The sequence below is a fragment of the Halogeometricum rufum genome, from assembly GCF_900112175.1.
GTDB classification, from domain to species: domain Archaea; phylum Halobacteriota; class Halobacteria; order Halobacteriales; family Haloferacaceae; genus Halogeometricum; species Halogeometricum rufum.
Genome location: NZ_FOYT01000002.1, coordinates 876,659 through 890,908, shown reverse-complemented (window position 1 = coordinate 890,908; position 14,250 = coordinate 876,659). Strand labels below are relative to the sequence as shown.

General features: G+C 66.5%; 14 protein-coding genes and 1 tRNA gene. 8 read left to right on the top strand and 7 right to left on the bottom strand.

Annotated features, from left to right (window positions below; all coding sequences use genetic code 11):
* Positions 1 to 28: 28 nt before the first annotated feature.
* Complete coding sequence (locus BM310_RS14265) at positions 29 to 532, top strand: hypothetical protein (RefSeq protein WP_089808808.1); 504 nt, start codon at positions 29 to 31, stop codon at positions 530 to 532.
* Between the two features lie 91 nt (positions 533 to 623).
* Here the strand turns inward: BM310_RS14265 and BM310_RS14260 are convergent, their stop codons facing one another.
* The 5 genes from BM310_RS14260 to BM310_RS14240 all read right to left on the bottom strand — a co-directional run bounded on the left by BM310_RS14260 (position 624) and on the right by BM310_RS14240 (position 6,841).
* Positions 624 to 1,916, bottom strand: coding sequence for an ABC transporter ATP-binding protein (locus BM310_RS14260; RefSeq protein WP_089808806.1), 1,293 nt, complete (start codon positions 1,914 to 1,916; stop codon positions 624 to 626).
* Entirely contained in the window at positions 1,913 to 3,028 is a 1,116-nt protein-coding gene (locus BM310_RS14255; protein ID WP_089808804.1) for an ABC transporter ATP-binding protein, read from the bottom strand. Before BM310_RS14255 ends, BM310_RS14260 begins: the two co-directional genes overlap by 4 nt.
* A complete protein-coding gene (locus tag BM310_RS14250) occupies positions 3,028 to 4,047 on the bottom strand; it encodes an ABC transporter permease (protein WP_089808802.1) in 1,020 nt (339 codons plus the stop codon). The genes BM310_RS14255 and BM310_RS14250 overlap by 1 nt, the downstream gene beginning before the upstream one ends.
* Complete coding sequence (locus tag BM310_RS14245; protein ID WP_089808800.1) at positions 4,047 to 5,045, bottom strand: ABC transporter permease; 999 nt, start codon at positions 5,043 to 5,045, stop codon at positions 4,047 to 4,049. The genes BM310_RS14250 and BM310_RS14245 overlap by 1 nt, the downstream gene beginning before the upstream one ends.
* A gap of 101 nt (positions 5,046 to 5,146) precedes the next feature.
* Positions 5,147 to 6,841, bottom strand: coding sequence for an ABC transporter substrate-binding protein (locus BM310_RS14240; protein ID WP_089808798.1), 1,695 nt, complete (start codon positions 6,839 to 6,841; stop codon positions 5,147 to 5,149).
* A 377-nt stretch (positions 6,842 to 7,218) separates the two neighbouring features.
* Here BM310_RS14240 and trmY point away from each other — a divergent pair, with 377 nt between their 5' ends.
* The 4 genes from trmY (at position 7,219) to BM310_RS14220 (ending at position 9,844) form a co-directional block, all read left to right on the top strand.
* Positions 7,219 to 7,812: a tRNA (pseudouridine(54)-N(1))-methyltransferase TrmY gene (gene trmY / locus BM310_RS14235; protein WP_089808796.1), complete on the top strand. Its 594-nt coding sequence runs from the start codon at positions 7,219 to 7,221 to the stop codon at positions 7,810 to 7,812.
* Between the two features lie 64 nt (positions 7,813 to 7,876).
* A tRNA-Pro gene (locus tag BM310_RS14230) sits at positions 7,877 to 7,949 on the top strand.
* Between the two features lie 344 nt (positions 7,950 to 8,293).
* Positions 8,294 to 9,016, top strand: coding sequence for a ferritin-like domain-containing protein (locus tag BM310_RS14225; RefSeq protein ID WP_089808794.1), 723 nt, complete (start codon positions 8,294 to 8,296; stop codon positions 9,014 to 9,016).
* A 105-nt stretch (positions 9,017 to 9,121) separates the two neighbouring features.
* Positions 9,122 to 9,844: a hypothetical protein gene (locus tag BM310_RS14220; RefSeq protein ID WP_089808792.1), complete on the top strand. Its 723-nt coding sequence runs from the start codon at positions 9,122 to 9,124 to the stop codon at positions 9,842 to 9,844.
* A 39-nt stretch (positions 9,845 to 9,883) separates the two neighbouring features.
* Here the strand turns inward: BM310_RS14220 and BM310_RS14215 are convergent, their stop codons facing one another.
* The gene (locus BM310_RS14215) at positions 9,884 to 10,939 is read right to left on the bottom strand and encodes a metal-dependent hydrolase (protein ID WP_089808788.1); all 1,056 of its coding nucleotides are present in this window, start codon (positions 10,937 to 10,939) and stop codon (positions 9,884 to 9,886) included.
* Between the two features lie 148 nt (positions 10,940 to 11,087).
* Complete coding sequence (locus BM310_RS14210; RefSeq protein ID WP_177232634.1) at positions 11,088 to 11,600, bottom strand: hypothetical protein; 513 nt, start codon at positions 11,598 to 11,600, stop codon at positions 11,088 to 11,090.
* 150 nt (positions 11,601 to 11,750) lie between these two features.
* Between BM310_RS14210 and BM310_RS14205 the strand changes: the two genes are divergently transcribed.
* From BM310_RS14205 to BM310_RS14195, 3 genes are all read left to right on the top strand, one after another.
* A complete protein-coding gene (locus tag BM310_RS14205; protein WP_089808786.1) occupies positions 11,751 to 12,146 on the top strand; it encodes a VOC family protein in 396 nt (131 codons plus the stop codon).
* A 94-nt stretch (positions 12,147 to 12,240) separates the two neighbouring features.
* Positions 12,241 to 13,509 carry a hypothetical protein gene (locus BM310_RS14200; RefSeq protein WP_089808784.1) on the top strand — a complete coding sequence of 423 codons (1,269 nt, stop codon included), beginning with the start codon at positions 12,241 to 12,243 and terminating at the stop codon, positions 13,507 to 13,509.
* Between the two features lie 148 nt (positions 13,510 to 13,657).
* Positions 13,658 to 14,248, top strand: coding sequence for an NUDIX hydrolase (locus BM310_RS14195; RefSeq protein WP_089809274.1), 591 nt, complete (start codon positions 13,658 to 13,660; stop codon positions 14,246 to 14,248).
* Positions 14,249 to 14,250: the final 2 nt, after the last annotated feature.

Sequence of the window (14,250 nt, the reverse complement as noted above, 5' to 3'; positions counted from 1 at the left end):
CCGCGCGGGCCTACCGACGGGTCGAGCAATGCCACCCGCGAACGGCCCCGTCGGGAACCGGGAGGACCGCTACGGCTTCGACGACACCAAGAGTCCGATAGCCGACGCCCTCGGGAAGTTCGTCCCGCAAGCGGTCGTCAGACGCGCCCTCTCGCTGTCGGTCCGGACGGACCGGGAGACGTACGCCCCCGGCGACCCGGTCGAACTGACGGTCGAAGTCGAGAACCAGTTGCCCCTGCCCGTCGCCGTCGAGACGCCGACGCGACGGCTCTGGGGGTGGACCGTGGACGGCGAACTGGAGGCCAGCGACGAGCGAATCTACCTCCCGGAGCGCCCCGCGAAACTCACCTTCCGGGCGGGCGAACGCAAGGTCTTCACGCAGACGTGGAACGGCCTGTTCAAGCGCGTCGGGGACGGCGACGCGCCGACGCGGTGGGTCGAACCGACGCGCGGCGTCCACGAGATCGGCGCGTACCTCGCACTCGACGGCGACCGGCCCGAGGACACCACCGAGATACGAATCGGCGGCTGACGCCGTCGCTCGCGGTTCGAGCGTACGCGGAAGACGAGATGTGAGTTCGAGCGCGCGTTCGAGACGAGTGAGAGCGAACCGGACGGGCCGGTCAGTCGGCGTTCGCGCTGCCCTCGATGTCGTCGCGGTGGAGGTGACAGGCGGCGAAGTGGACGTCCGTCCCGTGTTCGGGCTCGACCTCGTAGGAGGGAACCTCCTTCGCGCAGATGCTCTGCTCCGCGAACGACTCTCGCAGTCGGTCCTCGGCGGCGTCCCAGTCGTCGTTCAGCACGTCGTCGATGCTCGTCTCGACGAGCGAGCCCGCCTCTCCGTCGGGCGTCCCGTTCGGGAAGAACTCCTCGCGGATGGACGCCTCGCCCTCCGGTTCGAAGGTACGACGCTCCGTCTCGCGCATGAACGCCTTCACGTCGTCCCACTCCTCCAGCGTCAGGTCGTACTGGTCGGGCGCGATGAGTCGCGGACATCGCGTCCGGAACCGACAGCCCGACGGCGGGTCGATGGGCGACGGCACGTCGCCCTCGAGGACGCCGCGCTGACCGCCGTGCCGTGGGTCGGGCACCGGAATCGACTGCAGGAGGGCGTTCGTGTACGGATGCTGGGGGTTCTCGAACAGCTCTTCGGTGTCCGAGAGTTCGACCAACTGTCCGAGGTACATCACGGCCACGCGGTCGGAGATGTGCCGGATGACGGAGAGGTCGTGGCTGATGAACAGGTAGGTGAGACCGAACTCGTCCTGGAGGTCCCGCATCGTGTTCAGCACCTGCGCCTGGATGGAGGCGTCGAGCGCCGACGTGGGTTCGTCGCAGACGATGAAGTCCGGGTTGACGGCGAGCGCCCGCGCGAGGTTCACGCGCTGGCGCTGTCCGCCGGAGAACTGGTGCGGGTAGCGGTTGTAGTGCTGGGGGTCGAGGCCGACCTTCTCCAGCAGCATCCGCGCCCGTTCCTCGCGTTCGCCCTTGTAGAGGCCGTGGGCCTTCATCGGCTCCTCGACGATTGGACCGACCTTCATCCGGGGGTCCAGCGAGGACTGCGGGTCCTGGAAGATCATCTGCATGTCCTCGCGCATCGAGCGGAGTTGCTCGCCGCTCATCTCCGCGAGGTTGTCGCCCTTGAACCACACCGCGCCGTCGGTCGGCTCCAGGAGACGGAGGACGGTCCGTGCGAGCGTGGACTTGCCACACCCGGACTCGCCGACGAGTCCGAGCGTCTCGCCCTTCGCGATGTCGAACGTCACGTCGTCGACGGCTTTCACCTCCTCGTCGTTGAACAGGCTCGCGATGAGGCCGCTGCCCTGACTGAAGTACTTGGTCAACCCTTCGACTTTGAGGAGCGTCTCCCCGAAGCCGACTCCGTCCGAACTCTCCGTCACCATTCCTTTGCTCATTCTCCGTCACCTCGTGCTTCGACGAGTCCACCGCTGAACGCGCCGGTGGCCTCGGTCTCGAGCGGTTCGGCGTCGTCGTAGCCGACGTTCTCGTACTTCACGCACGAGACCATGTGCGAGGAGTCGCCGGGGTCGCTCACGTCCTGATACGCCGGTCGGACCTCCTTGCAGATGGTCCGGGCCTCGGGACAGCGCGTGTGGAACCGACAGCCCGACGGCGGATTGATCGCCTCGGGCATGACGCCCTTTATCGGGTTGAGTTCCTCGACGCTCTGGTCGGGTCGCGGGATGGAGTCCAAGAGCGCCTCCGTGTACGGGTGACGCGTCTTGTGGAACAGGTCGTCCACGTCCGCCTGTTCGATGATCTCGCCGAGGTACATCACGTTCACGCGGTCGCAGATCTCCGCGACCACGCCCAGGTCGTGCGTGACCCAGACGAACGACGTGTTGTACTTCTGCTGGAGGTCCTCGACGAGGTCCAGAATCTGACCCTCGACGGTCACGTCCAGCGCCGTCGTCGGTTCGTCGGCGATGATGAGGTCCGGTTCGCAGGCGAGCGCCATCGCGATGATGACGCGCTGGCGCATCCCGCCGGAGAACTGGTGCGGGTAGCTCTCGTACCGCTTCTCGGGCTCGGGAATTCCGACCTCCCGGAGCATGTCGACTGCTATCTCCTTCGCCTGCTTGCTCGTCACGTCGCGGTTCAGCTCGATGAACTCGCGGAGCTGTCCCCCGATCTTGAACACCGGGTTCAGCGCCTCCATCGGGTCCTGGAAGATGATCGCTATCTCCTTGCCCCGAATCTGCTTGCGCATCTGCTCGTTGGAGAGCATCTCCGAGGACTGCCGGAGTTCGCCGTCCGGCCCCTCCTCGAAGTCGATGAGCTTCTTGCCCTTGTACGTCACCGTCCCGCCGACGATTTCGCCGGGTTCCTCGACGAGTCGCATTATCGAACTCGTCGCGACGGACTTTCCGGCGCCGGACTCGCCCACGAGGCCGACGAGTTCCCCTTCGTTCACCTCGAAGGAGATGCCGTCCACCGCGCGGACGGTCCCCTCCTCGGTGAAGAACTGCGTCTTCAGGTTCTCGACTTTGAGTAGTGGTTCGCTCATCAGTTGTTTATCCGTGGGTCGAGTGCGTCTCGGAGGCCGTCACCGATGAGGTTGAAACCGACGACGGTGATCAGGATGGCGATGCCGGGCCAGATACTGAACCACGGGTTGGGCAGCATGTACTGCCGGGAGTTCGAGAGCATCTGTCCCCACGACGGCGTCGGCGGTTGCGCACCGTAGCCGAGGAACGACAGGCCGGCGATGATGAGGATGTTCACGCCGACCTGCAGCGTCGCCTGCACCAGCACGGGCGCGAAACTGTTCGGGATGACGTGCCGGAGGATGATGTCGCGGTCGCGGACCCCCGCCGCCCGCGCCGCCTCGATGTAGTCCTCCTCGCGCACCGACAGCACGCGGGAGCGGATGAGGCGGGCGAACGTCGGGATGGTGGCGATACCGACACCGATCATCGCGTAGGTCAGGTTGCGACCGAACGCGGTCATGAACGCGATGACCAGCACGAGGAACGGGATGGCGTACAGCGTCTCCGACCCGCGCATCAGCGCGTCGTCGATCCAGCCGCCGTAGTAGCCGGCGATGGCGCCGACGAGCATCCCGAGGATCATCGCGATGCCCGTCGAGACGATGCCGACGGTGATGGCGATGCGCGTCCCGTAGAACAGGCGCGCGAAGACGTCGCGGCCGCGGTGGTCGGTCCCCAGCGGGTGCGCCCACGTTCCGGGGTCGTTCGGGTAGAGCTGGTTCGTCAGGTAGACCGGCGGGCGCAGAATCTGCGCGTTGGCCGGGTCGTTCACCGGGTTCACCCAGACCGTCTCCGCCAGCACGTACTGGTGGATGCCCATGTTCGCGAACGTCTCGAAGTCGCCGAGGATGTCGAAGACGATGCCGTCGACGAACGCGATGAGCGCGACGGTCGTCATGACGGCGATGACGCCCAGACCGGCGAGCGCCGTCGGGTCGCGCTTCACCTGCGAGAGGGTGTAGCGCAAGCCGACACGGGCTTCTGGCTGTTCGGGACCGCTCTCGTCTGCGTCAGTTCTGCTCGTTGCGTTCGACATTATTCTTCACCCTCGAACGAGACTCGTGGATCCACGTAGGCGTACGAGAGGTCCGTCAGGATGACGCCGATGACGAACACCAGTCCGAACACCAGCGTCGTCCCCATCACGAGCTGGAAGTCCTGATTCTGGATGGCCGTGATGATGAGGCGACCCATCCCGTTGATGGAGAAGACCGTCTCGGTCAGTACTGCGCCGCCCAGCGCGCTGGTCAGCTGGAGGCCGACGATCGTGATGAGGGGAAGCTGCGCGTTCCGGAAAGCGTGCTTGCGCACGATCGTCGTCTCGCTGACGCCGTAGGCGCGGGCCAGTTTGACGTACTCTTCGCCGAGCACTTCGAGCATCGAGGAGCGCTCGATGCGAGTGAACGCCGCCATCTGCAGCGTTCCGAGCGTGATGGTCGGCAAGATGAGGTGGTGGATGGATTTGAATATCACGTCCAGCTGGTTGCTGGCTCCGTCGACGCTCGCGGGCGCGACCCACGGGAGGATGATGTTCGTCGCCGGGAACCAGTCCAGCCAGAACGAGAAGACGATGATGAGCATCAGCCCGATCCAGAAGGAGGGCGTGCTGACGCCGAAGAGGGCCACGACGCGGGAGACGTGGTCCGTCGGCTCGTTGCGTCGCTTCGCGGAGATGATGCCGAGCGGAACGGCGGTCACCAGCGCGAACGTGAAGGCCGACAGCAGCAGGTAGAGCGTCACCGGCAGGCGCTCTGCGATCTTCTGGGTGACGGGAACCTGGTAGTAGATGCTCGTGCCGAGGTCCAGTTGGATGACGTCGAATAGGTAGCTGAAGTACCGAACGTGGAGCGGTCGGTCGAGTCCGAACTTCGCACGGATTGCTGCGGCTTGTTGCGCACTCGGCGACGGGCCGAGCATGATCTGTACCGGGTCCCCCGGGATGGCGTCGGTGAGGAAGAACGTGATGGTAATCACGCCGACGATCACCGGAATCGCCTGGAGGAGTCGGCTGATTGTGTAGCGAAGGCGTCCCATTGTTAGACCACTACTGGTTTTCGTCCATGTATGTCTCTAAGCGTCGTTTAGCGGCTGGTTTGTACATAAATATGGCGTCTCAGCCTCTGTCTGAAAGTGTATTACTTGTTGACAGAGACGTTGTTGTGCGACGTGGACAGCGTGAAGCTGAGCACGGGGTGTGAGCTGAAGTCGTTGACGTAGTCCTTCACGCCGAAACTGTTCTTCAGGTTGTAGGCGGGCAGGTGCGCGCGGTCCTCGAGCGCCATCGTGATGCCCTCGGTGTAGAGCTGTTTGCGCTCCTCACGCTCGGGCGTCTCGCGGGCCTCGATGAACTTCTGGCTCACCGTCTTGCCGTTCTCGCTGTTGTTGCCGTAGAACGTCCCGTTCGTCACGCCGAGGGTGTTCTCGTCGCGACCGAACATGTAGTACGTGAACGCGTCGGGGTCGGGGGTTCCGGACCAGCCGAGCGTGTAGATGTTGTAGTCGTCCTCCTTCCCGGAGACGTACTTGTCGAGGAACGCACCCCAGTCGAGACGCTGGACGGACGCGTCCCAACCGGCCTCCTTGATCCCGTTAGAGATCGTGATGCCGATCTGTTCACGCTTGTCGTCCGGCGGGACGATGATCTTGAACGAGTAGTCGTCCGGCACGCCGGCCTCGTCGAACAGCGCCTTCGTCTGGTCGATGTCCTTGTCGTGCGGAATCTGCTTCCACTCGTCGAGCGGGAAGCCCCACTCCTCGGCGATGGACTTCGGCAGCGGGCTGTACTGTCGGATGCCCGTCGGCTCCACGTAGGAGCTGACCGCCTGGTCCATGCTGAACGCGTAGTCGATGGCCTCGCGGACCTTCTTGTCCGTCGTCGGGCCCTCGTTGCAGTTGAACGCCGCGTAGAAGTACCCGATGCCGGGCACCTCGTCGACGCTGGCGTCGGAGATGCTGCGGACCGTCGGGTACTGCTTCGGCGGAATCTCCTCGATGATGTCGTTCTCGCCGTTCTTGAGCGTCGTCACGCGCGTCGTCGCCTCTTCGACGGGCACGAACTCGACTTCGCCGAGCTTCGGCTTGGGCTCGCCCCAGTAGTCCTCGTTGGCCGTGATGCGCGCGAAGTTACCTTCCTGCCACTCGTCGAACACGAACGGACCGGAACCGACGAGGTTACCGCCCGTGTTGAACGCGTCCTTGTCCTCCTCGCGGACGGACTCGGGCACGACGTACCACGTCAGCGTGTTCATGAAGGGCGCGAACGGGTACTTGAGGTCGAACTGAACGGTCTTCTCGTCCACCGCGGTGATGGAGTCGACCATGTTCAGTTCGGAGGCGTTCTCGGTCTCCTCTTTGACCGGTGCCTCGAAGGAGTACTTCACGTCTGACGCGGTGACGGGGTCGCCGTTGGAGAACGTCGCGCCGTCCTGGATGCTGACCGTGTAGCGCGTACCGTCGTTCTCGACGGTCGGCTCGCCGTCGGCGAGGACGGGCACGATACCCGTCGACTCGTTGTAGGTGTAGAGTCCTTCGACGATGCGGTCGACGACCTGCGACGACGGAACGTCGTTCAGGACGATGGGGTCGAACTCGATGGGGCTCTTGACGAGCGCCATCTTGAGCTTCCCGCCGGCGGTGCCGCTGTCGCCACCGCTCGTGGTTTCTGTCCCGGTGGACCCGGAGCCACCTTCGGTGGCCGTACTCCCGCCGTCCGTCTCGTTACCGGAGCCGCCAGCGCAGCCGGCGAGACCTGCGATACCTGCGCCACCGAGGCCCTGAAGGACACGGCGACGGTTCAGTCGACTGTGAAACGTCTTGGGTTTATCTGACATGGGTTACTGCACCTTATGTTGAGGGATACCGAGAATCAGCCGCTGGTTGGATAAATACCTAACGAATGTTCTCCGGTATCGGCAAATCTTGTTTTTGCGCCGTTCCTCTCGCCGTACTCGGCTTTTTCCGCTTCTATTCTACAAGGAATTAAGCATGTTGGTAAACTTTCATTCACGTCGAAGTTTTCGCTAGATGAAATACGATTTTCACCTAATGCCTTCCGTTCGTCGTGTTGTGTCGTAAAATTCCAATCGTTTGTTTTATTCGGTACCGGATGATAGTTCGTTATGCTTAGCACGTGGTGAATGCTAGCAGTCGTAAGCTTTTCGGCTGAGTCGAAGGACAGACCCTTGTTCTGGGGGCGACACCGGCCCGTATGCGACAGTTCGTCATCACCGGTCACGACGTTCCGACGACGCCCGACTTCTCGCTCGACGACTTGGCCGGGGGGGCCGGTCGGTTGGACGTGCTCTGCCGGTGCGTCAACTCCGCGTTCTTTCTCTCGCACGCGATTCGGGAGTCCGTCCGCGTCCACCTCGTCCTCGGCGACGAGTACACCGTCCGGTTCGAGGGGTCGGAGTTGCGGCGGCTCAACCCGGACGAACGCAGTACGGCCGCGTTGATTCGCGGCGCGTTGGAGGTACGCGAGGAGGCCATCGGGCACATGCCCGCGGAGGCGAGTCCCGGCGTCAGCATCCGTCGGATGGACTTCGAGGCGACGCTGGACGCCGTCGCCGACGGAACCGTGGTCGAACTCCACGAGGACGGCGACCCGGTTGTGGACGTCGAACCGCCCGTCGACCCGGTGTTCGTCCTCTCGGACCACCACGACTTCACCGACGACGAGGCGGACGCCCTCGCTGCCGCCGCGGACGAACGGGTCCGCCTCGGTCCGGAGGTGCTGCACGCCGACCACTCCATCACCGTCGCCCACAACTACCTCGATACCGACGGTTTCACGACGTACTGACTCCCTCGGGCGAACACCGCGAATCACAACTGTTAAACGCGGCGCCGGACTCAGTTCGAGGTGCGGGCCGGTGGGGTAGCTTGGTATCCTTCGGCCTTCGGGTGGCCGTAACCGCAGTTCGAATCTGCGCCGGCCCATTTTCACCCCACTTCGCAACGACGAACGAGAGCGGGGCGTCCGTCGTGAGCGGCCGTCCCGGAGTTCGAATCTGCGCCGTGGCCGCGAGCGACGTGCGCGGCGACCCGCGACGGTAGTCACGCCGGTCACTTCTCGCGCGTTTCGTCTCTTCGAGCGACTTCTGCCGCGCTCTCTCGACGAGCGACGCGAAGCGATCACGAGCCCTGTATGTCTGGTGACGACGAGAGAGTTCGGAGAGATAATTTCACACCTCGCGACTCCGGACGAATTTGGGTGAGAGTTCGGAAAATCCTCATTTATCCGACAATCGGAGTCGTAGGTGCGCTTCGACGCGCACACTCCAATGACAGATCACGACCAGTCGACAGACGAGACGCCCTTCGATTCGGCAGTACGGGCAGTACAGGACGCAGTCACCTCGCGACGCCAGTTCCTCGCGGGTTCGACCGCCGCGGGACTCGGTGCGCTCGCGTTCGGGACGTCGAGCGTCGCGGCCGACGAGCACGCGGACGGCGCGAGCGACGAGACGACTGACGTGGACGTGCTGAACTACGCGCTCACGCTCGAACACCTCGAAGACGCGTTCTACGCGCACAACCTGAAGTCGCTCGGCGGCTACTACAGCAAAGAGACCATCGTCACGGCCGACATGTTCGACCACCTCCCGTGGGGCGCTCGCGAGCCCATCTACGGGAACCTCACCGACATCGGCGAACACGAGGCCGCGCACGTGGAGACGCTGGAGGCGGTCATCGAGGACCTCGGCGGGACGCCCGTCGAGAAGGCCGAGTACGAGTTCGGCACGATGCAGGCGAACAACCCGACGGCGTTCTTCGAGACGGCCATGGCGCTCGAGAACACCGGCGTCGCTGCATACGCGGGCGCTGCGCCGAGCATCAGCAACGACGACCTGCTCTCGGCGGCGCTCAGCGTCCACAGCGTCGAAGCCCGGCACGCGGCGTACCTCAACCGCCTGAACGGTGCTGACCCGTTCCCGAACGCCTTCGACGAGGCGAAGTCGATGGACGAGGTGCTGGAGGTGGCCAGCCAGTTCATCGCGGACTGAGGCCCCGACACCGCCCTCCGACTCGAACGTCTCACCACTCCTTCTCGCCCTCGCTTCGCCCGGCTTCAGAGGCGTTATGCCCGCCGACCCCCACCACCGACACGAATGAACGAGGGCATCGACTTCGACTTCGCGGACACCGAGGACGTCGCCGCCAGACGCGACGAGGTGGTCGCGGCCGTCGAGTCGCACGCGGGACGGATTGCGCGCGAACTCGCCCTCCTGCAGGGGGGCGACTACGGCCAGCGAGCGTTCACCACCTCGCGGGGGACGTGGACGGTCAAGTACGAGGGCGGTGCGCTGCAGTACCTCCGGTACGAGGGAAAGGGCGGGGCGGAGACGTACGTCGTCTCGACGAAGCGGCAACCCGACCCCGCGGACCTGGCGACGGCGATGCGCGACTACGAGGCGTTCGTCGAGTCGTACAACGACCACGTCGAGTCGCTGTCGGGCGTCCTCGACGACGTGTCGACCGACTTCCCGGCGCCACGGGAGACGGCCGACGTGGTCGCCGAACGGGACCGGGTCGTCGACCGGATCCGCGAGGTGTGCGACGAGATGGCCGTCCAGTTGCACCGCTACGACGGGACCGACTACGGCACGTTCGGCACCACCGTCTCCGGCACGCGGTGGGAACTGAAGCGTGACCGCGACCGGGCCTCGTACCTCCGCGTCGGCGGCGAGGGGGGAATCTACCTCCTCTCGCAGTACGAACCGCCGGCCGCGCCTGACGTGCGCCGACTGGTCGGCGACTTCCCGGGGTTCGTCGAGTCGTACAACGACCACGTCGAGGAACTGGAGTCCGACCTCGACGGCGTCACGCTCTGACGCTCCGTCCCGGGCGATTCTCCGCGACGAGGTTCCGTTCTACGCGACGAGGTAGGTGACGAGGTAGGCGAGGCCCGCGACGGTCAGCGTCGCCAGTCCGGTGGCGAGGCCGCGAATCGCGCGGTCCGTCCGCGGCCCGACGCCGCCCTCGAACGCCGTCGCGCCGACGACGACGGCCAGTGGAACGACGGTGAATCCGAGGTAGTGAGCGTCCACCATCGTCGGCCGGGGCAGGACGAACGCGGCGGACGCGTAGCCGACGCCGACGACGGCCCGGCCGGCGAAGGCGTCGCGGAGGCGGCGGTCGGTGACGTGGAGGTAGGTCAGCAGGCCGGCCCAGACGGTGGCCACCTCCGCGAACAGGACGGCGAGGAGGTTCACCGTGTCGTCGGGGGAGAACACCACGCGGTCGGTCAGCGGTGAGGCGGCGAACGGCGCGAGAAGCGGCGGCGGCGCGGCCATGAGCACGTCCCCGAACGGGTGCGTCAGGAAGCCGACGCCGGCGGCGAACGCGAGGAGGGCGCTCCCCGCGCGCAAGCGACGAGCGACGACTGCGCCGGCGACGCCGACGGCGCCGAGGTAGGTGACGGCGACGACGACGGCGGACCCGTCTCCCGCGTTGGCCATCGTCGAGACGACGGTACCGGCGACGACCAGAGCGACGGTGGCGAGAGCCACCACGACGAGGGTGGTGACGGCGTCGGCCGACGCGCCTTCCGCGCGCCCCCGTCGAATCGATTCGAGACCGCCGGCCGCAGAGGCGGGCGCACCGCGGGCGGGCGGTCCGGCGACCCGACGAGTCACCGCGACGGCCGACGCGAAACAGAGCGTCGCCGCGACGCCGACGGGGAGCGGGTGAGTGACGACCCGGTGGACGCCGTTGGCGACGCCCCAGAAGGCGTCCCACGAGAGCGCGACGCCGTCGCTCACGGCGAGGAGGTAGACGCCGAGGCCGTAGGCGACGTCGAGGTCCGGGAGCAACGCGCAGAGTGCGGCCACGCCGCCCGCGAGGAGCGCGGACCGCGCGTCGCGCCCGGCGAGTCGGGCCGCGGACCCCGCGAGGGCGAACGCGAGGAACTCGTGCCCGACGAACATCTACGGTGCGGCGGGGCGTGCGGGAGTCGGGTCGTCGGCGTCCGCGACGGGCGGGCACCGAGCGTCGAGCGACGGGCGGCGATTCATATCGGATTTACAGACAGAACTGCGAGCGAGGATATAACCTTTCTGTCCGCTCTCGACGGCGCTAGTTCGACGGCGTCGACGTCGCGGTTCCCTGCTGGGCCTGCGACTTCGCCTGCTGGAAGGTGGTCTGCGGGAGCAGGGCGTTCACCGCGCCCGACGAGAGCGTCGCGAGGAGTGCGGCCGGCGACCCGCCGACGAGGAGGAGGCCGAACCGGTCGAGCGAGTCGGCGACGGTGAGGTCCGGGTTCGACTCGGCGCGCTCTGCGAACGACGCCACGGCGTCCGAGCGGAGGTCCTCCTGCGCGGACCGGTACTCCGCCTGCGCCTCGCTTCGAGAGATGTTTCCGGAACTGAGCGCGGACTGTATCTCCTGCTGTCGCCGCTGCAAGGCCTGCTGGTCGGCCTGGACCGCGACCGCGACCCGTTGGTCGCCGTCTCCGCCGGTTCCGGTGCCCGTTCCGGCGTCTTCCTGCGAGCCGAGCGTGTCCCGGAGGCCGCTACAGCCGGCGAGGGAGGCGGCGGTTCCGGTTCCGGCGAGTTCCAAGAAGCGTCGTCGGTCTGCGTCGAAGTCCATCGGGTAGGCGTTCGGTCTCCCGCGGAAAACGGTGCCGAAACGGGATTCGTCGGGTCCCGAGACGGTGCCCCGGACCGACGGGTTCGCGGGACGGCGACGACGGCAGCGACGGACCCCCCAACATACGTGTCTCCGGGCCGTCCCGTCCCCATGGACGTCACCGAGATAGACCACGTGAACCTCCACGTTCCCGCGGACGGCGTGGAGACGGCCGTCGAGTTCTACCGGGACCGGTTGGGGCTGGCGATAGAGAACGAGGAGAAGTACGCGTCGGGCGACAAACCGTTCGTCTCCGTCCGCCTCGCGCCGGGTGCGGTGATGCACGTGCAACCGGACGAGGACTTCGAGGCGCCCGACGACGCCACCTTCGACCACGTCGCCCTCCGCGTCGACGCCGACATCGAGTCGCTGAAGGCGGAGCTAGCGGACGCTGGCGTCGCCGTGGACCGCGAACTCGAACCGCTCGGCGCGACGGGCGTCGCCCCCGCCGTCTACGTCACGGACCCGTTCGGCTACACGCTCGAACTGAAGGCGGAGCGGTCGTGACGGTCCCACTCGCCCCGTCCGCGACCGGTCGCTTCGCCGCCGCCGACGCGGACCGAACGCTTTTCGTCGCCGTGGGCTCAGTCTCACGTAACCGATGACCGGAGTACGCCCGAACGCGACGCGACGGACGGGGGCGGCGCTCGCCACCCTCGGCGTCGTCCTGTTGGTCTCCTCGCTCCTCGTCAGCGCAGCCCTCGCACCGACCGTCGGCACCGCGGACGACGACGGCGCGCGACAGACGCTCGTCGGGTCGCAAGGCGGCGGTCCCGGCCTCCACGAGGCCGGGTCCGTCTACCTCCTCGACGGGAAGGAGACGCAGTGGAAGGCGGGAGGAACGGACAGTTACTTCGACGTGACGATGCTGGACAACGGGAGCGTCCTCGCGGGGTTCATGGACTCCGGTTACGAGGACTGCGGCCCGTACGACGCGCCGTGTACCCACACCGGCTTCCGCGTCCTCGAACCGAACGAGAGCGGCGGCGCCGACATCGTCTCCGAGTACTCCTTCCCGGTTCGCACTCGCGCGAACAGCGAAGTCCACGACGTCGAACTGCTCCCGTCGGGCGAGTTCCTCGTCACCGACATGGAACACGAACGCGTGTACACCGTGAAGGGCGGCGAGGTGACGTGGCAGTGGAACGCGAGTTCGCGATACGAGGCGCCGCCGGACCCGACGAAGGCCGACTGGCTCCACATCAACGACGTGGACGTCATCTCCGAGGACAGATACCTCGTCTCCGTCCGCAACGCCCACCAACTCGTCGTCGTCGAACGCGGCGAGGGCGTCGTCGAGGTGATAAACGAGGACGAGGACGACGACGGCGACAACTTCGGCGACCCCGAACTGCTGAACCAACAGCACAACCCGCAGTGGTTGGGCGAGGGGTCGGTGCTCGTCGCCGACAGCCACAACGACCGCATCGTCGAACTCCACCGCAACGAGTCGACGGGCGACTGGGACGTCGCGTGGGCCCTGTACGAGGCCGAGGGCGTCTCGTTCAGTTGGCCGCGGGACGCGGACCGACTGGAGAACGGGAACACGCTCGTCACCGACTCGCTGAACCAGCGCGTCGTCGAGGTGAACGAGTCCGGCGCGACGGTGTGGAGTTACAAGACGCCGCTGGTCCCCTACGAGGCCGAGCGTCTCCCCGAGGGGGAGACGGTGGGCGCCACCCGCTACGCCGCCGAGGACGACGCACGGGTGAACCCCGACCAGAAGGTTCCCGTCCTGTCGTTCCTCCTCGTCGTCCTCCAGACCGGCCTGCAGGTGCCGTTCTGGTTCACCGAACTCCACGTCGGCATCACGCTCGTGTCGCTGACGATGGTGCTCGGCGGGGCCGTCGTCGCGATCCGCGACCGGTAGTCCGGCGCGGCCGTCGGACTCGGACGCGGCCGCGGACCGTCACGGTGCGCCCCCGGCACCGCACCACGCTGTTTTTGCGCGCTCCCGCCGGAGTCGGCGTATGGTAGACGACGAGACGACGGACGAGGGAGACGGCGCGGACGCGACGATGGACGACGCGGACACGTCGACGGACGATTCGGACGCGTCGACGGACGAACTCGCGTGGCGGACGACGGACTCCGCGATAGACTACGCCTGCCCGGGGTTCGACGTCCGGATGGACGACGTGACGCTCCCGGACGGGACGGAGACGGACTTCCACTACGTCGACGAACCCGAGGCCGTCGTCGTCCTCCCGTTCACGCCCGACGGCGACGTGGTGCTGGTCGAGGAGTGGCGACAGGCGGTCGGCCGGGTGAACCGCGGCCTCCCCGCGGGGTCGCTGGAACCCGACGACGACGATATCGCGGCGGCCGCCCGGCGCGAACTCGCCGAGGAGACGGGGTTCGAGGCGGGGTCGCTCGAACGCGTCGGCAGCGTCGAACCCGCCAACGGCCTCCTGAACAGCGTCCACCACCACTTCGTCGCGCGCGACTGCGAACCCACCGCCGAACAGGAACTCGACTTCAACGAGAGCATCCGCGTCGCCGTCGAACCGTACGAGGACGTCCTCGCCGCCGCGGTCGACGGTCACCTGCGCGACGGCCGCGCCGTGCTGGGAATCCTCCGGTACGAACTCGCCGGCCGGTGGCGCTGAGG